The organism is Sphingomonas sp. Marseille-Q8236 (assembly GCF_965112005.1).
This window is the reverse complement of the sequence record NZ_CBCOPO010000002.1, coordinates 1,083,065-1,102,695: the sequence shown is the minus strand read 5'-3', so window position 1 is coordinate 1,102,695 and position 19,631 is coordinate 1,083,065. Positions and strand designations below refer to the sequence as shown.

The following is a 19,631-nucleotide window of genomic DNA, read 5'->3' as shown; positions in this document are numbered from 1 at the left end:
CTGCAAGCCACAATTCGTAGAAATTTGGTTGGTCAGTCGCCAGCCTCATCGCCACTGCTGGCCATGATGTTCAGCGTGTCCAGGCGTTTGCGCAGCGTGTTGCGATTGATCCCCATCGCACGGGCAGTGCGCAACTGATTGCCGCCGTGTCGGGCGAGCATCGCCTCGATCAGCGGCCGTTCGACTTCGCCGATGACCCGGTCATAGAGCGAGCCGTCATCCAGGATCGCTGGACGCTCTACCGCAAGTCGCGCCAGGTAACTACGCACCGCCGTGGCAAGATCGCCCTCGTTCGCCCCTGCCGCACTGCCATGAGACGGGCGAGCCTCGCCCATCATGGCGCGGATCGCGTCGGCATCGATGACCTCGTCGCGCGCCAGCACGGCGAGGCGGCGCATCATATTCTCCAACTCGCGAACATTGCCGGGCCAATCATGCGCTACCAGTGCATCGATCGCCTGCATGTCGATCCGCCGCTTGGGCAGACCTTGCAGCGCCGCATTCTCCAGGAAGTGGCGCGCGAGCAGTGGAATATCCTGCCGCCGTTCGCGCAGGGCCGGCAAGGCGATCGGCACGACGTTCAGGCGATAGAACAGGTCCTCACGAAACTGGCCGGATGTAACCTGCTGAGCGAGATCCCGGTTGGTCGCCGCAACGATGCGAACGTCGGTGCGGATCGTCCGGGCGCCGCCCACAGTGGTGAATTCGCCCGACTGAAGAACGCGCAAAAGCCGGGTCTGGGCCTCCATCGGCATGTCGCCGATCTCGTCGAGAAACAGCGTGCCGCCCGCCGCCTGCTCGAACCGCCCGGCATTGCGTTGTGCAGCGCCCGTGAATGCGCCGCGTTCATGGCCGAACAGTTCGGCCTCGATCAATTCGCGTGGGATGGCGGCCATGTTGATCGCCACGAAAGGCGCGGCGCGGCGTGGGCCGAGATCATGGATCGCGCGGGCGACCAGTTCCTTGCCTGTCCCCGACTCGCCCGAGATCAGCACCGTGAGGTCGGTCGAAACGACACGAGCGATGACGCGGTAGACGCTCTGCATCGCCTGCGACCGGCCGATCAATGGCAGGGCGCGGTCATCGTCCGCCAGTCCGTCCTCGACCAGCACGCCCCCTCGCGCCAGCGCGCCCGCCACGGCATTGGTGAGTGCGTCGAGATCGAAAGGCTTGGGTAGATACTCATACGCACCGACCTCCGCCGCACGAACGGCGGTGGTCAGCGTATTCTGGGCGGAGAGGATGATGATCGGCAACGCCGGAAACCGATCGGCGACGCTGCGGATATGGTCGATGCCGTCGCCATCGGGGAGGATGACGTCGGTGACCAGAATGTCCGGCGCGCCGCCCGCCAATACGCGGTCGAGCCGGGCCAGCGTCTCCACCGCCGTGACCTCATGGCCCGCGCGGCGCAGCGCTTGCCCCACCACGGTACGGATGGCGGCATCGTCGTCGACGACCAGAACATGGCTCATAGGACGGCCCTAGGAAGCAAAAGGCGCAGGACCGTCATTTCGGGAGAACCCTCTCTTGCATATTGAACCATTCCGCTCATGTCGCGAACCAGCTTGTCGACGAGCGCGAGGCCCAGGCCCTGCCCTTCATGCCGGCCAGACACAAAGGGGTCGAACAAATGGTCGGCGATGTCGGGGGGAGCACCCGGTCCATTGTCGATCACACAAATTTCGATCGGCAATGGCAGGCGCTCCTGCCCGTCGCCGATGCTGACCGACATGCCATGCCGATAGGCGGTGGTGAGGATGATCCGGGGATTGCGGACCACACGCACCGCTTCGCGCGCGTTTTTCAGTAGGTTGATGACGATCTGTAACAGAGCGTCGCGATTGATCCGCGCGGGCGGCAGAGACGGATCGAACCGCTCCTCGATCTGGATACCCCTCGCGAAACCCGCCAGCGCGACGCTTCGCGCATGGGTCAGCAGCGGATAGATATTCTCCGATGCGAGCGGCAAGGGTCTGGTATCGCTGAAATCCTGCATGCGATCGATCAGGGCGGCGATTCGATCGACCTCGGTCGTGATCAGCGTGGTCAACTCACCGCCATTTAACAATTGTGCCGCGCCTCTGATCCCCGACAAGGGGTTCTTGATCTCATGCGCCAGCATCGCGGCCGCACCCACCGCCGCCCTTGCACCGGCCGAGCGCTCCGAGGAATGGGCCAGACGGCGCGACGGGCCTGCGCTGTGCAGCGTGATCGCGCGCCAGCCCGGATGATCGGGAATCTGGGCCTCGACGAAATCCACGCGGATCTTGGGGCCTCGTGGGGTGGCGATGACCGTGTCGTAGACGGCGAACCCATGCCCGTCGCGGCTGCGCGGTGCATCCGGCGGCGGCAGGATCGCAGCCAGCGGCTGTCCGACCATCAGGCGCTCGGACAGGTTGAGCAACTGTTCCGCCAGACCGTTCGCGTGGGCGATCCGATCCTCCGGATCGACGACCACGACCGCAACCGGCAATGCGGCGAACAGCGCCCCAAAGCCCGGCCTGCCGTGGCGCGTCGGCTCAGGCTGCGGCTGCAAGCTCGATCTGCGGCATATAGAAGTCGTACAGCATCGCCTTTACGCGATCCGCGCTGGCTTCCTGATTGACCTTGTTCCGGAATTCCGCCGAGCCATGGAGGCCGCGCGTGTACCAGCCGATATGCTTGCGGGCCATGTTGACGCCCGTCTCGGTCCCATAATGATCGAGCATCGCATCATAATGCTCGGTCACGGCGCGATATTGCTCGTCGAGCGGCGGGTCCTCGCGCCGTTCGCCCGTTGCGAACCAGTGCATGACCTGCCCGAGCAGCCAGGGCCGCCCATAGGCGCCACGTCCGATCATCACCCCATCTGCACCCGACTGGTCCAGCGCCATGTCCGCATCGTCGATCGAGCAGATATCACCATTGGCGATGACCGGGATCGAGACCGCATCCTTGACCTGGCGGATAAAGGCCCAATCCGCCTGCCCCTTGTACATTTGATTGCGGGTCCGGCCATGGACGGTGATCATCTTGACGCCAATATCCTCGGCGATCCGCGACAGTTCCGGAGCATTCAGGCTGTCATGGCACCAGCCCATCCGCATCTTGAGCGTGACCGGCACATCGACCGCCTCCACCGTCGCTCGGATGATCTCCGAGGCCAGTTTCAGGTCGCGCATCAAAGCCGAACCCGCATCGCCGTTGACGACCTTGCGGACCGGGCAGCCCATGTTGATGTCGATGATCGCCGCGCCCCGATCCGCGTTCAGCTTCGCCGCTTCGCCCATCTCGCGCGGGGTGCAACCGACGAGCTGCATCGACACCGGCTCTTCCAGAGGGTGCCATGCGGCCTTCTGGATCGACTGGCGCGTTTCGCGGATGGCGGCTTGGCTGGCGATCATCTCGGTGACGTTCAGCCCGGATCCGTAACGGCGAACCAGGGTCCGAAACGGCATATCAGTGACGCCGGTCATCGGTGCCAAGACCACGGGGCTGTCGATCGTCACCGGACCGACCTGAATGGGGGCGAGATTACGCATCATGCTGCCTGAAAAATGAGCAGCCTGTACGCGAACACGGGCCAGGAGGCAAGGTTGGCGGGCGTGGCGAAAAGCGGCTAGACACCGGGCATGAGCGAAAATGAAAAGGTCGCGGCCCTGATCGTCGCGGCGGGGGGCGGCAGCCGCATGGGCGGTAGCGTCCCGAAGCAGTTCCGCGATCTGGGCGGTCGGCCCATGCTCGCCTGGAGCCACGCGGCATTGGTCCGCCACCCGGCGGTCGACCTCGTTCTGACCATGGTCGCGCCGGACCAGATAGAGACGGTCCGAGACATGCTGCCGGGTGCCTGGTGCGAGGCCGGGGGGGGCCGCCGTCGCGAGTCGGTGGCGAACGGACTTCGTCACCTGGCGGTGGCGGGCGTCACGAAGGTGCTGATCCACGACGCCGCGCGTCCCTTTCTGTCCGCCGACGTGATCGATCGCGTGCTCGCCGGTTTGGGAGCAGCGGACGGTGCCATGCCGGTCCTGCCGGTGGCCGATACGCTGGCGAGGACGGATGACCGGGCGGACGGCCTCTATCTTGGCGATGTGGTCCCCCGCGATGGCGTCGTTCGGGTCCAGACACCTCAGGGGTTCCACCTGCAATCGGTCATCGCCGCCCATGCCGCCTGGCCTGCCGATGCGGAGGCGACCGATGATGCCCAGATGGTGCGACGTCTTGGCGGACGCGTCGCTTTGGTGCAGGGCGATGCCATGCTCGAGAAAATCACCTATCCCGACGACCTGGCCGGAGCCGATATGCGACTGTCATGGGAGACCCGTACCGCGATGGGCTTCGACGTCCACCGGCTGGAAGATGGCGAGGAATTGTGGCTGGGCGGGGTACTGATCCCCCATCATCAGGGGCTGTCAGGGCATAGCGACGCCGATGTCGCGCTTCACGCCCTGACCGACGCGTTGCTGGGCACGATCGCGGCGGGTGATATCGGGACGCATTTTCCGCCCAGCGATCCGCAATGGAAGGGCGCGGAGTCGGGCCAGTTCCTGCAGCATGCCGCCAAGCTGATCGCCGAGAAGGGCGGGCGGATCGATTTCGTCGACCTGATCATCATCTGCGAAGCCCCCAAGATCGGCCCGCATCGCGCCGCCATGGTCAAGCGTATCGCGGGGCTTCTGAATATCGAGGAGGGCCGCGTCAGTCTGAAGGCGACGACGACGGAACGCCTGGGCTTTACCGGACGCGGTGAGGGGATCGCCACCCAGGCGGTCGCGACGGTGCGGCTGCCCAGCGGAGCGACGGCATGAGGCGCTTCGGCCTGATCGTCGCCCTTCTTGGTCTGGCCGTCCCGGAAGTGGCCGGCGCCCAGCAGCACGCCTGCATCACCGCGCCGGAAGCCGAGGCGATGACCCTGGTCGCCATGCCCGACATATTGCGCGAGACTGGGCGCGTCTGCGCGGGCCGTCTGCCCGCCACCAGCCTGATCCGGGGTGGCGGCACGCTGATCTCGAAATATGAAGGGGCGGCCGATCAGGCTTGGCCGGCCGCGCGCGCGGCGATCGTCAAGCTGTCCGACCCGGCAATCGATACGCTGCTACAGTCGGACTATGCCCGGCCGCTGCTGACCTCGCTGCTCGTCCCGTTCATCGTTGGGCGGATCGGGCTGGAGGATTGCGGAACGATCGACCGGCTGGTGACCCAGCTTGCCCCCCTCCCCCCGCGCAACATGGCATCGGTCGTCGTGACCGCGCTTCAATATCTCAAGACGGAAAAGGCGCGAGGACGGCAGGTGGCCGTGCCCGACCTGCCGCTCTGCGCCAACGGAAACCGCTGATGGACGTGCTCCTGCCCCGTGAACTGGTCGAACTCGCCGATCGGGTCGTCACCGAAAACCGTGCAGCCGGTCGCCGAGTCGCGCTCGCCGAGAGTTGCACCGGGGGGCTCGTCTCGGCTGCCCTGACCGAAATTCCGGGTTCGTCCGATGTGGTCGAGGCGGGGTTCGTGACCTATTCGAACCAGGCCAAGATCGGTCTGCTCAAGGTCAATCCCGAAGTCATCGAGACGTTCGGAGCGGTATCGACCGCCACCGCATGGGCCATGGCACAGGGCGCGTTGGCGGCCAGCGAAGCGGATGTGGCGGTGGCGATCACCGGCGTGGCGGGTCCGGGCGGCGGGACGGCGAAGAAGCCGGTCGGGACCGTCGTCTTCGCTCAGGCGCTACGTAACGGCGATCCCGAGGATGTGAAGGCCGAACGCCATGAGTTTGGCGATATCGGCCGGGGCGCGATTCGGCTTCAGGCGGCGCTGTTGGCGCTGGAACTGCTATTGCCGTAAAGCTTGGCGGCGCGATCCTCGAACGCGCCGATCATGCGGCGGAGCGCGGTGCCGAACACCTGCCCCGCCAGCATCTCGAACACCCGGTTCTTGAACGCGAAGTCGACGGTGAAGTCGACGGCACACCCCTGCCCCTCCGGGCGGAAGCGCCAGTTGTTACGCAAATATTTTAGCGGTCCGTCGAGATAATCGACATCGATCGCTTCCGGCCGCGTCTTGGTGACCCGGCTGGTGAAGGTCTCTCGCAACCCTTTGAAGCCGACGATCATGTCGGCCACCGTCTCGGTGTCCGAGTCCGACCGCACGCGCATCGCCGACACCCAGGGCAGGAATTCCGGATAGCGCGCAACGTCGGCGACGAGATCGAACATCTGCTCCGGCGTATAGGGCAGGTGCCGTGTTTCGCTATGCTTGGGCATCAGCGCGTGGCAGCCAGCTTCGCCTCACGCGCCGACCGCAGCCGCTCGAAATCGTCGCCCGCATGGTAGCTGGAACGCGTCAGCGGCGAACTGGCGACCAGCAGAAAGCCCTTGGCCCGGGCGATCGAAGCATAGGCGTCAAATGCCTTGGGCGTCACGAACTCGGCGACCTTGGCGTGGCGCGGAGTTGGCTGGAGATACTGGCCCATGGTCAGGAAATCGATGTCGGCGGAGCGCATGTCGTCCATCACCTGATGGACCTCGAGCCGTTCTTCGCCCAGGCCCAGCATCACGCCCGACTTGGTGAAGATCGACGGATCGTGGCGCTTGACGCTCTCGAGCAGGCGAAGCGACGCATAATAGCGCGCACCCGGACGGATCGTCGGATAGAGCCGGGGAACCGTCTCCAGATTATGGTTGTAGACGTCAGGCCGCGCCTCGACGATCGACTCGATTGCCGCTTGCGCCTTGTTGCGGAAGTCCGGGGTCAGGATTTCGATCGTCGTGTCCGGCGTCGTCCGGCGCAGAGCCTGAATCACCTTCACGAACTGCGACGCGCCGCCATCGGGAAGGTCGTCGCGATCGACCGAGGTGACCACGATATGTTTCAGGCCCATCTGCGCTGCGGCGTCGGCCACATTCTGGGGCTCCATCGCGTCGACCTTGCGCGGCATGCCCGTCTTGACGTTGCAAAAGGCACAAGCGCGTGTGCAGGTGTCGCCGAGGATCATGACGGTCGCGTGCTTTTTCGACCAGCATTCCCCGATATTGGGGCAAGCCGCCTCTTCGCAGACGGTCGTCAAACTCTTCGCGCGCATCAACTCGCGGGTCGCGGCGAAACCGGCGCTGGTCGGAGCCTTGACGCGGATCCAATCGGGCTTGCGCGCGCGCACCGGCGCGACCAACGGTGTCAACTCGTTCATGACCCGCGAAATAGCGATGCTACTCGTCGGACACAATGCCCCCGGCGGCCTGACCTATATCAGGCATAGACACAATTTGATATGGAACCGAAACGGCCATGGTCGGGTTCGCCTGCTACAGCGTGGCTTCCAAACTGTACAAGAGAGAGCAATGACCGACTTTAACGACCTCGTGGATGGCTATCAGCGCTTTCGGACCTCCGATTGGCGTCGCCAGCGCGACCGCTGGGCCGAACTGAAGGAAGGCCAGAGCCCCAAGGTGATGGTGATCGCGTGCTCGGACAGCCGCGTGGATCCGGCTCAGATCTTCGACACGCTGCCGGGTGAGATTTTCGTGGTGCGCAACGTCGCCAATCTCGTTCCGCCTTTCGAAACCGGCGGCGGCCATCACGGCGTGTCGGCCGCGCTCGAATTCGCGGTGACGCAGCTCGAGGTGACCGATGTCGTCGTTATGGGGCATGGCGCATGCGGCGGTTGCAAGGCCGCTCTGACGCAAGGTTTCGCCCATGCGCCGCAGGGTGAAGGCGGCTTCATTTCGGACTGGGTGCATCTGCTCGACGGTGCGCGCGAGAAGGTTGTCGCCAAGCATGGCGACGGCCCGGATGCGATGCGCGAGATGGAACTGGAAGCGGTTCGTACGTCGATCGCCAATATGCGCACCTTCCCCTTCGTCACGAAGCGTGAAGATGCGGGTACGCTCAAGCTGCGGGGCGCCTATTTCGCGATTGCGGATGGCGTGCTGCACCTGATGGACGAAGAGGGCGAATTCAAGCCGGCGGCTGCTGCGGTCGCAACGGCGTAAATCAAAACGCCCGCGCGGGTGAAGACCTGCGCGGGCGGTATCTTTCGGGGGCGGGTGTCGATGATGACACCCGCCCCTTTTGTCATGGAGTTCAGTGGCTCGCCGCCACCACGACCTGATCGCCGTCCTTCTTGGGTTCGGCGGTCGTGCGCAGGTGGAGTTCGCGCATCTGGCGCGGCTCGGGCAAGCTCGGCGCGCCCATCAGCAAATCCTCGGCGCGCTGGTTCATCGGGAACAGCGAGATTTCACGCAGATTCTGCGCGCCGCAGATCAACATGACGATCCGGTCGACACCGGCGGCCATCCCGCCATGCGGGGGAGCGCCATATTGGAACGCGCGGTACAGGCCGCCGAAGCGCTCCTCGACATCGGACTTGGACAGGCCGACGAGCTCGAACGCCTTCACCATGAGCTCTGGCGACTGGTTGCGGATCGAACCCGACGCGATCTCATAGCCGTTGCAGACCAAATCATATTGATAGGCCTTGATCGACAGCGGATCGGCGGTGGTCAACGCCTCCATGCCACCCTGCGGCATCGAGAAGGGATTGTGGGCGAACTCGACCTTCTTCTCGTCTTCGTCCCACTCATAGAAGGGGAAGTCGACGATCCAGCACAGCCGGAACGCACCTTCCTCGATCAGGCCAAGCTGTTCGGCGACACGGGTGCGCGCCAGACCCGCCAGCTTTGCCGCCTGATCCACCTTGCCTGCCGCGAAGAACAGACCGTCATCGGGGCCGAGGCCCAGCGCGGCATAGATCGCCTCCATGCCCTCGGTGCCGTGGTTCTTGGCGATCGGACCGCCGAACTCGCCGCCCTTGCGGGTGACATAGCCCAGGCCAGCATGTCCCTCGGCGCGGGCCCACTCGTTCATCTCGTCGAAGAACTTGCGGCTCTTCTCGGCGGTGCCCGGTGCGGGGATCGCGCGGACCACGCCGCCCGAGCCGACGATCTTCTCGAACAGCCCGAAGCCCGAGGTCGTGAAATGCTCGGAGACGTCGGTGATGATCAGCGGGTTGCGCAGGTCGGGCTTGTCGCTGCCATATTTCAGCATCGACTCGGAATAGGGGATGCGCGGGAACTGGCCGATCGGGGTGACGGTACGGCCGTCGGCGAACTTCTCGAAGATGCCGCCGATCACCGGCTCCATCGTCTCCCAAACCTCTTCCTGGGTGACGAAGCTCATTTCGAGATCGAGCTGGTAGAATTCGCCAGGCAGACGATCGGCGCGCGGATCCTCGTCACGGAAACAGGGGGCAATCTGGAAATAGCGGTCGAAGCCCGCGACCATCAGCAGTTGCTTATATTGCTGTGGCGCCTGGGGCAGAGCGTAGAACTTGCCCGGATGGATGCGGCTGGGCACCAGGAAGTCGCGTGCGCCCTCGGGCGAGGACGCGGTCAGGATCGGGGTCGAATATTCGGTGAAGCCCGCCGTCTCCATGCGACGACGCATGTCCGAGATCACCTGGGTCCGACGCACGATATTGGCGTGCAGCGTCTCGCGGCGCAGGTCTAGGAAACGGTAGCGCAGGCGAATATCTTCCGGATATTCCTGCTCACCCGCGACCGGCATCGGCAGCTCCTCGGCGGCGGAAAGCACCGTGGCTCCGCGCGCGAACACCTCGATCTCGCCGGTCGCAAGGTTGGGGTTCACCGTGCCCGCCGACCGTGCCTTTACCACGCCGTCGATCGTCACGACCGATTCGACGCGCACGCTTTCCAGGATCGCGAGCGCGGGCGTATCGCTGTCCGCGACGATCTGGGTAATGCCATAATGGTCGCGCAGATCGACGAAGAGAACGCCGCCATGATCGCGCTTGCGATGGACCCAGCCGGACAGGCGGACCGTCTGGCCCACGGCTTCGGCCGTCAGCGCGGCGCAGTTATGAGTACGATAGGCGTGCATGGCGAACATTCTCTGAACGTCTGGGAAAGCCCAGCCGCTTCCCCGCCAGCCCCCCTTTTGTCAATCCCATTGTGCCCAAAGCGCGGTCGCTTGCGTTCCTCTTTGTCAAGCTGCACACCTGCCGCTATGTGCAGATGATGCACGTCCATCCGTTGATTACCGACAGCGCCACGCTCGCCAACCTCTGCGCCCGCCTCTCGCAAGCCGACTATGTCATGGTCGATACCGAGTTCATGCGCGAGAGCACCTATTGGCCGGAACTCTGCCTGATCCAGATCGCCGACACCGAAGAGGCCGCTGCGATCGATCCCAAGGCGCCGGGGCTCGACATGACGCCGCTGCTCGACCTTTTGGTGAACAACGACGAGGTGCTCAAGGTCTTCCATGCCGGTGGGCAGGACATCGAGATCATCTATAACCTGACCGGCAAGACCCCGCACCCACTGTTCGACACGCAGATTGCAGCCATGGCGCTGGGGCAAGGCGAGCAGATCGGCTATTCCAACCTCGTCGATAGCTGGCTGGGCATTCAGGTGGACAAGGGCGCGCGATTTACCGATTGGTCGCGCCGGCCGCTCGACCAGCGCCAAGTCGACTATGCGATCGGCGACGTGACCCATTTGTCGGCGATCTTCCCCAAGATGCTCGAACGGCTGCGTAAGACCGGACGTGGGGCGTGGCTGGATCAGGAGATGGAGCGGCTGGCCGATCCGGCGCACTATGCGAACGACCCCGATTGCGCGTGGAAACGCGTTCGCGTCTCGGGACGCAAGCCGGACATGCTGGGCCGTCTCAAGGCTCTCGCGCGGTGGCGCGAACTGGAGGCACAGGCGAAGGATCTGCCTCGCGGCCGTATCGTCAAGGACGAGACGCTGGCCGATCTTGCCGGTCATCCGCCGCGCAAACAGGCGGACCTGGCCAAGGTTCGCGGGCTCTCGGCGACCTGGGCGAGCAACGACATTGGTAGCCGCCTGATGGACGCGCTCGACAATGCCGTGCCGCTCGGAGCCGACGAATTGCCCGCGCGCGATGATCGCAAGCCGGGCCTCGGCCGTGAAGGCGCGCTCGTGGCCGACCTGCTCAAGCTGTTGCTCAAGATTCGAGCGCGGGACATCGACGTGGCGCCGCGGTTGCTCGCACGGGCCGATGATCTGGAAATGCTGGCCGCCGGGGTACGGACCGGTCTGTCGGTGCTCGATGGCTGGCGGTTCGAGCAATTCGGTCGCGATGCACTTGATCTGGTCGAAGGGCGGCTGGGTTTCGTGGTCAAGGGCGGCAAGCTGAAGATGGTACGCGATACCGAGGAGGCTGCGTGATGAAGGGGCTAGCCATCGGCGCGCTGATAGGTGTCGCGGCCTGCGCGCCGACACCCAAGGCGGCCGATATATCGGCTGGGGCCAACTGCGGGGATGCCGGGGTGGCGCCCCTGATTGGCAAGGTATGGACCGATTCGATGCGACCCGAGGCGTTGAAGCGGTCGGGCTCGCGAACCTTGCGGGTCATCGGTCCCGACACGGTCGTGACGATGGATTACCGTATCGACCGGCTGAATGTCGAAGTCGATGCCGAGGGCCGGATCCTCCGCGTCAGGTGCGGCTGATCCGGCTCGGCGTGCGCCCGAGGGCGGCGGCCAGTGCGTTGTGGCGGCGCTCCACCGCCTCGCCATAAAAGCCCCGGTCCGCGTCGAGCATCGCCAGGCCGAGCATCGATCCCTCGACGATCAGTTCGGTCCGCTCCAAAGGTCCCGCCAGCCCGCCGCTTAGCCGCTGGCCGAGGCGGATCGCCAGGCCCCAGGCCGTTGCGCGCTTCAACTGTGCGGGTGTCGCCAGCTCCGCCAGTGGCGCCGGCACGTCCAATCCTCCGCCAAGGCTGGTATGCAGCGCCTGCGCCAGCATCGCCCGGCCGGTCGCGTCGATCCCCACCCAATTCCCGTGTAACGCGATCTCTACCCCGCGCTCGGCCCGGAACTCCGGATTGGCGCGCCAGCCCACATCGGCCAGCAGGCACGATGCGTGGCGGAGGCGCGCATCGCCAACGGCCTCCTCGTCGAACAGGGGCGCAATCCAGCGGTCCAGCAAATCGCCATGTTCTGGAAAACGCCCCAGCAACCGGCCCTCCTCGCGCGCGCCGACGATCAGAGGATCGAGCGCACGGGTACGGGCGTCCAGCGCGCCGAACAACAATCCCTCGCGCAAGCCGAAGGCGGAGACGACCGTCGTGCTACTGCCCAGATGCTTGAGCAGCACGCTGAGCAAGGCGGTCGCGTCGCCCAGCGTGGCGGCGCGGCTCGAGGACAGGCCCTGCACCTCGCGCAGTCGCGCCTTGCCCAGATGGGGGATTGTGCGCGACAGGCGAAGGATATCGACCGGCGTCAGTTCGTAATGATGGATGATCGGCAAGGGGTAATCGGCCAGCGTCATGTCCAGCCGCGCCAGCGCCCGCCACGACCCCCCGACCATATAGAAGGGAAGACCACGTCCCCGCCCGTCCCAACCCGCTTCCTCGATGAGCCGCGCGATATGCCGCTCGAACGCCTTGCCGCCACGCTCGCGCAGGGCCGGAATGCGCAGCACGCCGAGCGGAAAGGACACCCGATCTTCGACATTGCCGTCACGGACGCGAACCAGTTCCAGACTGCCGCCGCCCAGATCGCCGACAATGCCATCGGCATCCGGGATTGCGGAAAGCACCCCCTCGCCCGCCGCCTTGGCTTCCTGCTCGCCCGAAAGTAGCTCGACCTCCAGGCCCAGCGCCTCGGCGCAGGCGATCAGATCGCCGCCATTGGCCGCGTCACGGACGGCAGCCGTCGCGACGGTGCGCAGACTGGTCACGCCCATTTCCCGCGCCAGGCTGGCAAAGCGTGCCAGGGCGATTTGCGCCTTGGCCAGTGCGGCGGGATCGATCGCACCGGTTGCGGCCAATCCGCGACCCAGACCGGCCATGACCTTTTCGTTGAACAGGATCGCGGGCAGTCGTGCCGGTCCTTGATACACGACCAGCCGGACCGAGTTGGACCCGATATCGATGATCGCGGTGCGTGGTGCGCGTGCTGCCGCCATCGTTCAGACCGCGCGCATCATCGTTGCCGCCGGAGCGACAGGGTCGGCACCGCCTTGCTGCTGTCGAGCGCGGCCCCGCGCCCCGAAAGGGATGGATTGGTCATGAAATACCGATGCAGGTTGAAGGGGCGATCCCCAGGCTGATCGCGCACATAGCTGCCGTCCGGCTCCAATTCCCAGCTTTGTTCATTGTCGAGCAGGTTGGCGACCATGACCTGGTCGAGGATCTGGTCGTGAACCGTCGGGTTCAGGATGGGGAGCATATATTCGACACGGCGATCGAAATTGCGCGGCATCCAATCGGCCGAGGAAATGAACAGCTTGGCCGCATCATGGGGCAGCGCCTTGCCATCACCGAATGCCCAGATGCGGCTATGCTCCAGGAAGCGGCCGACCACCGACTTTACGCGGATATTCTCGGACATGCCCGGCACACCGGGGCGCAGGCAGCAGATGCCGCGAACGATCAGGTCGATCTCCACGCCGGCGCCGCTCGCCTCATAGAGCTTCTCGATGACCAGCGGATCGACCAGCGAGTTGACCTTGGCCCAGAGGCTGCCCGGACGACCGGCCCGCGCATGGGCAATCTCCGCGTCGATCAGCGCCATCAAATTGGGCCGCAGGTCGCGCGGGGACAGGCTGACCCGGCTCATCGCGGCCGGTTCGACATAGCCGGTAATGTAGTTGAACATTTGCGCCGCATCCCGTCCGATCAGCGGATCGGCGGTAAAGAAGCTGATGTCGGTATAGATGCGCGCCGTCACTGGATGGTAATTGCCCGTGCCGAAGTGGCAATAGGTGCGGAAGTCGCTTCCCTCGCGCCGGACGACCATCGATACCTTGGCATGGGTCTTCCAGTCGATGAAACCATAGACGACCTGTACGCCCGCCCGCTCCAGCGCGGAGGCCCAATAAAGATTCTGCTCTTCGTCGAACCGGGCCTTCAGCTCGACGATGGCGGTGACGGACTTGCCTGCTTCGGCCGCCGCGATCAGGGCGTTGATAACGGCCGACTGCTTGCCCGCGCGATAGAGTGTCTGTTTGATCGCCACCACGTCCGGATCGACCGCGGCCTGCTTCAAAAAGGCGATCACCACCTCGAACGTTTCATAGGGATGGTGGACGACGATGTCCTTCGCCTTGATCGCGGCAAAGCAATCCCCCGCGAATTCGCGAATCCGCTCGGGAAAGCGCGGGGCATAAGGCGGGAATTTCAGGTCGGGGCGATTCTCGTCTACCAGCATGTCGAGATCGCCGATGCCGAGCAGGTTGCCGCTCTCGGTGATGATCGCGTCCGATCCGCCGAGTTCGCCTCGCAACACATCGGCCAGCTCGTCCGGCATGCCGGTTTCCAGCTCCAGTCGAATCACCCGCCCGCGCCGACGCCGCTTGATGGCATTGGCGAAGTAACGGACCAGATCCTCCGCCTCTTCCTCGATTTCGATATCGCTGTCGCGCAGGACGCGGAAGGTCGCCGCGCCGTTGACGACATACCCTGGAAACAGCAGTCCGGAGAAGCGCCGCAAGATCGTCTCGATCGCGACATAGCGGGCCACCTCGCCCGGCAGGCGGACGAAGCGCGGCATGGTCGCGGGGATCATCACCAACTCGCGGATCGGCGCCTTGTCCGACACGCGGGTCAGATCGAAGATCATCGACAGCCCCTTGTTGGGGATGAACGGAAAGGGATGCGCCGGGTCCAGTGCCTGGGGCGTCAGGATCGGAAAAATCTGGTCACGGACATGCGTTTCCAGCCAGGCGCTGGCCTCCGGGTCGATCGCGTCCCGCCGCAGGACGAAGATGCCTGCCTCATCGAGCAGGATGCGCAGATCGCCCCAGACTTCCTGCTGGCTGGCCATCAGGCGATCCGCCTCGGCGATGATACCGCTGAGCTGCTGTGCCGGGGTGAGGCCGTCGACCGAGCGCTGTTCGACGTCCTGTGCCTGCTGCCCCTTCAGCCCGGCGACGCGGACCATGAAGAACTCGTCCAGGTTCGATCCAGAGATCGACAGGAAGCGCAATCGTTCGAGCAAGGGATGCGCGGTGTTGCACGCCTCCTCCAGCACGCGCCGGTTGAAGGCGAGCCAGGAGAGTTCGCGATTGAAATACCGCCCGTTCGGCTCCGCTGCGAAATGATCGTCGTCCGGCTCGGACATTTGCGCGATATGGGCAGGACGGGTCATCGTTACTCGCTTGCGGCTTACGGCTCGGCGATCAGGCCGGCCGCGGTCAGGGTGGATCGTGCCAAGGGAATGGACAAGCGCGCACGCCGTTCCATCGCCCCCTGATCCAGCATATCCACTGCTCGCATGACAGAAAGGTGACTACGTTCGATTCGAAGCGTCAGCCACTCGATCAGATCAGGACGGGCATCAAGCCCGCGCCGTTGAAACAAAAGCTCAAACAGCGCCGCGACCAATTCGTCGTCTGGGGCGGCAATCTCCGCCAGACTGCTATTCGCGAGTCGCGAGCGAAGGTCGGGCAGCTTGACCTGCCAGCGCGGCGGCGGCGCATCCGCGACGATCAGCAGCGGTCGGCGCTCCGCCTGGGCATTGTTCCACGCGTGGAAGATCTGGACCTCGGGCACACGCTCGGCATCGTCGATGATCGTGCCGCCACTTCGCGCTGCGAATATCCGTGCGAGCAGCGACCGTCCCGACTTTCGCGGTCCGGTCAGGATCGCGGCCATAGTCGGCCATGCCTCCCACTGGTCGAGCATCTTCGCCGCCATCCGGTTCGAATCGGTCAGCAGAAAGGCATCTGATCGGGGGTCCGCCGGCCATTGCAGCGGCAGCGCCATCTGGTTCATCCGGTCGTCACATTATCCGATTGAGGCGCGGGCGTGGGCTGCGAAGCCGCACGCCGGATGCGCAAAGTGGTGCCCGAGCCGGACACCTGCAAACCGCGTTGTTCCAACGCACGGCGAAGCTGCTCCGGATCACCGTCATAGGTGACCGCCATCAGCGAAACGCCACCCAGCGCCAGACTGGTCGTACCGGCGCGGACGACGCCCGGGATGGACCGGATCAGGCTTTCGGCATTGGCCACCGCGCTGGCGCTGGGCGCGTCATATTGCAGCGTGATGGCGATTCCCGCGCCGGTCGCGGCGATGGCGGAATCCAGCCCCGTGATCGGCTCCTCGCCCGGCGTGGTATCGTCGATCACCGCTTCCTCGGGCTTGGGAGGCGGGGTCAGCGTCGCATCCGGGTGCAGCGTACCGCTCGCCAGCGCACGCTGGTACATGCCGTCCAGGCGTCCCACGCCCGTATCGAGCAGCTGGTTGATACTATCGGTGCTACCGACGCGCAGGGTCACCGTGCCGATCAGGGCGTTGTCGGGGCCATGCCGCGCCTCGAAGACGCCGATGACCGGGCCGCCGGGCCATTGGCGATAGAGGCGGACCACCGGGATCAGGATATCCGACGCGCCATATTGGTCGAGGATCGTTCGCCACCAGCCGCGCGACCGCCGCCCGATCTGCCCGGCGTTCAACAGGAGCGGATCGGTGCCGGTGCCCGACGGCCGGATATAGTCGATCGAACTGTTACCCGTCCGAAAGCGGGCCCAGGCCTGTTGCCAGGGGGTGCGCGCCTCGAACATCTGGGACGCACCACCCGAAATCTGGAGGGGCATGACCAGCATCGGCGGCGACCGGTCGGCATAGGCGGAAACGCCCAGCACCCCTGCTGCGCGAACCCGGTCGAACAGCACGCCCAGTCGGGCGACATAGCGAGTGGGGCCGATTTGCTCGTTCTCCACGACAATACCGCTGACGAGCGAATCGAGCAGGTCGTCGGACGCCCCGACCCCGCCACGACCTAGGCGCTGTGCCAGAACGGCCCAGGCCTTGCGCTGCGCGATCCGCCAGCCGCCCAGCCGTGCCGCCTCGGCCGTCTTGCCCGCCACATCGACGGAAACGCCGGTCACCTCATAGGCGCCACCACTGTCGATCGGCGCGACGCCGCGTGGCTGACCCTCGATCTGGGCGAGCACCGCGCCGCCACCGACGCCTAAGCCGGCAAGAGCGGCCAGACCGAACATAATGGAGGGCAATCGCAAACGCATCGCGGCCTTTTGGCGAAGCAGGCGTGGAAATCCAAGCGCGATATAGCTAACGGGCAAACATGACCGACAATAGCACGCCGTCCACCACTCCATCGCCCGCCGGTTCGGGCGCGTCCTACACCTATGCCGATGCGGGCGTTTCGATCGCCGCGGGCAATGCGCTGGTCCGTGCGATCGGCCCGCTGGCCAAGGCGACGCGGCGGCCGGGTGCCGATGCGGACCTGGGTGGTTTTGGCGGCTTCTTCGACCTCAAGGCGGCCGGCTTTTCCGATCCGTTGCTCGTTGCGGCCAATGACGGCGTGGGCACTAAGCTGAAACTCGCGATCGAATATGACCGGCATGACGGGGTCGGCATCGACCTGGTTGCCATGTGCGCCAACGACCTGGTTGTTCAGGGCGCCGAGCCCTTGTTCTTCCTCGATTATTACGCGACCGCCAAGCTGGAAGGCGATGTGCCGGAGCGCGTCATCGCCTCGATCGCGGAGGGATGTCGTATCGCCGGATGCGCCTTGATCGGTGGTGAGACCGCTGAGATGCCCGGCATGTATGCTCCGGGCGATTACGATCTGGCGGGCTTCTGCGTCGGTGCCGTTGAGCGGACGGAAGTCCTGACCGGCGCAACGATCGCCGATGGTGACGTGATCCAGGGCCTGGCTTCGTCGGGGGTGCATTCGAACGGCTTTTCGCTCGTTCGCCGTCTGGCCAGCGACAAGGGATGGAAGCTCGATCGGCCCGCGCTGTTCGATCAGGAACGGTTGCTGATCGAGGCGCTGATGGCCCCGACTCGGATTTATGTCCGCTCGCTGCTCCCCTCGATCAAGGCTGGGACGATCAAGGGGCTCGCCCATATCACGGGCGGCGGCCTGCTCGAGAACATTCCGCGTGTCCTGCCGGTCGGCGCCCATGCCGTGGTCGACGCCGATGGCTGGGAGCAACCGCGCCTCATGGCCTTCCTCCAGGCGCAGGGCGGGATCGAACCCGAGGAAATGGCCCGCACCTTCAACTGCGGGATCGGCATGGCGGTGATCGTCGCGGCCGAACAGGCGGACGCGCTGGCACAGACGCTGCGCGAGGCGGGTGAGACGGTCGTGACGATCGGTCGCGTCGAAGCGGGGCAGCGTGGCTGCACCGTCAAGGGCTCGGCCGGTACCTGGAGCGCCAGAGCGGACTGGACGGCCACCCATAATGGCTGACACGCCGGTGAAGGTTGGCGTCCTGATCTCGGGGCGCGGCTCCAACATGCAGTCCCTGGTCATGGCATCGCGGGCACCGGACGCGGCCTATAGCGTGGCCATCGTCGCCTCCGACAAGCCGGAGGCGGCCGGATTGGCCTGGGCGGCGGATCAGGGCATTGCGACCTTTGCCCTTTCGCCCAAGGGCATCGGCAAACCCGCTTATGAAGCGGCGATCGATGCGGCGCTACGCGATGCGGGTGTCGAGGTGATCGCGCTCGCGGGTTACATGCGGCTATTGTCCGGTGATTTCGTCACCAAGTGGAGCGGTCGGATCGTCAACATCCATCCGTCGTTATTGCCGCTCTATAAGGGGCTCGATACCCATGCTCGCGCCATCGCCGCGGGCGACGACAAGGCGGGATGCTCGGTCCATATCGTGACCGAGCAACTGGATGACGGCGAAGTGCTGGGCCAAGCCGAGGTGCCGATCTTGCCCGGTGACGATGCCGATACCTTGGCGGCGCGCGTGCTGACCGAAGAGCATGGGCTATATCCCCGAATCCTGACGGAGTTTGTGCGTCGATGACCGATCACCTGACCCGCATTCGCGACATCGCCCTGTTGCTGCCCGGCACGGCGGAGCAAAGCGCCGACGGCGAGGCCTGTTTCTTGGTCGAAGGCGAGATTTTCGCAAAGCTGGTGGGGGACGGTGCGGTGCTGAACATCTGCACCGCCGATCCCAGCAATGCGCCCTGCTGGGCCGAGATCCGGCTGGACCACGAGACCGACTGGACGCTGGTCGAGGATCGGATCGCACGAAGCTGGGAACTGGTCGCCCCGACGCAATTGCTGGAGGCGGGCGGGCGATGAGCGACAAGACCGGGGACGCATCGTCTCCGGGCGCCCGGTCGCGGCGGCGGCTGTTGACGCTGGCGGAGTTCGTAGCGGTTGCGGGCCTTTTGGTCGCCGCGCTGACCCTGTATCTCAACTGGTCGCAGCGCCGTAGCGACGCGGCCGACAAGGCGGCGACGGCTAGCGCCCAGCGACATGAGCGCGGTCGGCTGGATTTGTTGTCCAATGTCGAACAGGGTGGGCGACGGATCGCGTTGCGCGATCCCCGACATGATCTTTCGGACCTGACGATCGATTTTCCCAAGGGCTCGAGCATCGAACGACAAACGCCCCTCTCCGCCCCCGCGATCGAGGCGGAGCCGATTGCGGGCCCCCTACTCGCGCTGACCGATGGCGGCGCGGATGATCGCGAAGGGCGGCTGCCGGTGCTCATCACCGCCAGATATTGGGATGGGGATACGGCCCGAACCGCTACGGGGCTTTACGACATCGTCTGGCGGACCGAGGGTCGGGTGCTGCGCGGGCGAACGCTTCGCCTGGAGGGGCTTCGTCTGCGGGATCGGAACGGCACGCCGGCAAAGCTTGCGGCGGCCTGGGCGAGCGCCCGCCCGTGATC

General features: G+C 65.2%; 20 protein-coding genes. 10 read left to right on the top strand and 10 right to left on the bottom strand.

All coding sequences use genetic code 11. The annotated features are described in order from the left end of the window. Positions 1-32: 32 nt before the first annotated feature. Genes ntrC through dusB form a run of 3 tightly spaced genes read right to left on the bottom strand, consistent with a single transcriptional unit; the run spans position 33 to position 3,524 of the window. Positions 33-1,475 carry a nitrogen regulation protein NR(I) gene (ntrC, locus tag ACWPWT_RS17570; RefSeq protein ID WP_454280766.1) on the bottom strand — a complete coding sequence of 481 codons (1,443 nt, stop codon included), beginning with the start codon at positions 1,473-1,475 and terminating at the stop codon, positions 33-35. Further along, positions 1,472-2,539, bottom strand: coding sequence for a two-component system sensor histidine kinase NtrB (locus tag ACWPWT_RS17565; protein WP_454280765.1), 1,068 nt, complete (start codon positions 2,537-2,539; stop codon positions 1,472-1,474). The genes ntrC and ACWPWT_RS17565 overlap by 4 nt, the downstream gene beginning before the upstream one ends. Then, entirely contained in the window at positions 2,523-3,524 is a 1,002-nt protein-coding gene (dusB, locus tag ACWPWT_RS17560; protein WP_261269526.1) for a tRNA dihydrouridine synthase DusB, read from the bottom strand. Before dusB ends, ACWPWT_RS17565 begins: the two co-directional genes overlap by 17 nt. Positions 3,525-3,614: 90 nt before the next feature. On the opposite strand from dusB, the gene ACWPWT_RS17555 reads away from it, so the two are divergent. The 3 genes from ACWPWT_RS17555 to ACWPWT_RS17545 are packed head-to-tail and all read left to right on the top strand — an operon-like array spanning position 3,615 to position 5,814. Next, positions 3,615-4,787 (top strand): bifunctional 2-C-methyl-D-erythritol 4-phosphate cytidylyltransferase/2-C-methyl-D-erythritol 2,4-cyclodiphosphate synthase, encoded by a 1,173-nt coding sequence (locus tag ACWPWT_RS17555; RefSeq protein WP_454280764.1) that lies wholly within the window; start codon positions 3,615-3,617, stop codon positions 4,785-4,787. Next, positions 4,784-5,314, top strand: coding sequence for a hypothetical protein (locus ACWPWT_RS17550; RefSeq protein ID WP_454280763.1), 531 nt, complete (start codon positions 4,784-4,786; stop codon positions 5,312-5,314). Before ACWPWT_RS17555 ends, ACWPWT_RS17550 begins: the two co-directional genes overlap by 4 nt. Continuing rightward, positions 5,314-5,814 carry a CinA family protein gene (locus tag ACWPWT_RS17545; protein ID WP_454280762.1) on the top strand — a complete coding sequence of 167 codons (501 nt, stop codon included), beginning with the start codon at positions 5,314-5,316 and terminating at the stop codon, positions 5,812-5,814. The genes ACWPWT_RS17550 and ACWPWT_RS17545 overlap by 1 nt, the downstream gene beginning before the upstream one ends. On the opposite strand, the gene ACWPWT_RS17540 is transcribed toward ACWPWT_RS17545, so the two are convergent. Together ACWPWT_RS17540 and lipA are read right to left on the bottom strand one after the other, a co-directional pair. Next, positions 5,775-6,233: a type II toxin-antitoxin system RatA family toxin gene (locus tag ACWPWT_RS17540; RefSeq protein ID WP_261269522.1), complete on the bottom strand. Its 459-nt coding sequence runs from the start codon at positions 6,231-6,233 to the stop codon at positions 5,775-5,777. The two genes, ACWPWT_RS17545 and ACWPWT_RS17540, sit on opposite strands and share 40 nt — an antisense overlap. Then, on the bottom strand, positions 6,233-7,156 hold the full coding sequence (lipA, locus tag ACWPWT_RS17535) for a lipoyl synthase (protein ID WP_261269521.1): 924 nt from the start codon (positions 7,154-7,156) through the stop codon (positions 6,233-6,235). Before lipA ends, ACWPWT_RS17540 begins: the two co-directional genes overlap by 1 nt. Positions 7,157-7,307: 151 nt before the next feature. Here lipA and ACWPWT_RS17530 point away from each other — a divergent pair, with 151 nt between their 5' ends. Further along, a complete protein-coding gene (locus ACWPWT_RS17530; protein ID WP_261269520.1) occupies positions 7,308-7,958 on the top strand; it encodes a carbonic anhydrase in 651 nt (216 codons plus the stop codon). A 91-nt stretch (positions 7,959-8,049) separates the two neighbouring features. Here the strand turns inward: ACWPWT_RS17530 and aspS are convergent, their stop codons facing one another. Continuing rightward, the gene (gene aspS / locus ACWPWT_RS17525; protein WP_454280761.1) at positions 8,050-9,864 is read right to left on the bottom strand and encodes an aspartate--tRNA ligase; all 1,815 of its coding nucleotides are present in this window, start codon (positions 9,862-9,864) and stop codon (positions 8,050-8,052) included. Positions 9,865-10,001: 137 nt separating this feature from the next. On the opposite strand from aspS, the gene rnd reads away from it, so the two are divergent. Together rnd and ACWPWT_RS17515 are read left to right on the top strand one after the other, a co-directional pair. Then, positions 10,002-11,180 (top strand): ribonuclease D, encoded by a 1,179-nt coding sequence (gene rnd, locus ACWPWT_RS17520; protein ID WP_454281002.1) that lies wholly within the window; start codon positions 10,002-10,004, stop codon positions 11,178-11,180. After that, positions 11,180-11,464, top strand: coding sequence for an I78 family peptidase inhibitor (locus ACWPWT_RS17515; protein ID WP_454280760.1), 285 nt, complete (start codon positions 11,180-11,182; stop codon positions 11,462-11,464). Before rnd ends, ACWPWT_RS17515 begins: the two co-directional genes overlap by 1 nt. Here the strand turns inward: ACWPWT_RS17515 and ACWPWT_RS17510 are convergent. The 4 genes from ACWPWT_RS17510 to ACWPWT_RS17495 are packed head-to-tail and all read right to left on the bottom strand — an operon-like array spanning position 11,451 to position 16,988. Beyond that, a complete protein-coding gene (locus ACWPWT_RS17510) occupies positions 11,451-12,923 on the bottom strand; it encodes a Ppx/GppA phosphatase family protein (protein ID WP_454280759.1) in 1,473 nt (490 codons plus the stop codon). The two genes, ACWPWT_RS17515 and ACWPWT_RS17510, sit on opposite strands and share 14 nt — an antisense overlap. A 17-nt stretch (positions 12,924-12,940) precedes the next feature. After that, a complete protein-coding gene (locus ACWPWT_RS17505) occupies positions 12,941-15,106 on the bottom strand; it encodes an RNA degradosome polyphosphate kinase (protein WP_454280758.1) in 2,166 nt (721 codons plus the stop codon). Between the two features lie 17 nt (positions 15,107-15,123). Then, on the bottom strand, positions 15,124-15,732 hold the full coding sequence (locus tag ACWPWT_RS17500) for an HdaA/DnaA family protein (protein ID WP_454280757.1): 609 nt from the start codon (positions 15,730-15,732) through the stop codon (positions 15,124-15,126). Then, positions 15,729-16,988, bottom strand: coding sequence for a heavy-metal-associated domain-containing protein (locus tag ACWPWT_RS17495; RefSeq protein WP_454280756.1), 1,260 nt, complete (start codon positions 16,986-16,988; stop codon positions 15,729-15,731). The genes ACWPWT_RS17500 and ACWPWT_RS17495 overlap by 4 nt, the downstream gene beginning before the upstream one ends. A 59-nt stretch (positions 16,989-17,047) precedes the next feature. Here ACWPWT_RS17495 and purM point away from each other — a divergent pair, with 59 nt between their 5' ends. The 4 genes from purM to ACWPWT_RS17475 are packed head-to-tail and all read left to right on the top strand — an operon-like array spanning position 17,048 to position 19,629. After that, a complete protein-coding gene (purM, locus tag ACWPWT_RS17490; protein WP_454280755.1) occupies positions 17,048-18,181 on the top strand; it encodes a phosphoribosylformylglycinamidine cyclo-ligase in 1,134 nt (377 codons plus the stop codon). After that, positions 18,174-18,749 (top strand): phosphoribosylglycinamide formyltransferase, encoded by a 576-nt coding sequence (gene purN / locus ACWPWT_RS17485; RefSeq protein WP_454280754.1) that lies wholly within the window; start codon positions 18,174-18,176, stop codon positions 18,747-18,749. The genes purM and purN overlap by 8 nt, the downstream gene beginning before the upstream one ends. Next, positions 18,746-19,033 (top strand): MmcQ/YjbR family DNA-binding protein, encoded by a 288-nt coding sequence (locus ACWPWT_RS17480; protein WP_454280753.1) that lies wholly within the window; start codon positions 18,746-18,748, stop codon positions 19,031-19,033. The genes purN and ACWPWT_RS17480 overlap by 4 nt, the downstream gene beginning before the upstream one ends. After that, complete coding sequence (locus ACWPWT_RS17475; protein ID WP_454280752.1) at positions 19,030-19,629, top strand: hypothetical protein; 600 nt, start codon at positions 19,030-19,032, stop codon at positions 19,627-19,629. The genes ACWPWT_RS17480 and ACWPWT_RS17475 overlap by 4 nt, the downstream gene beginning before the upstream one ends. Positions 19,630-19,631 lie beyond the last annotated feature (2 nt).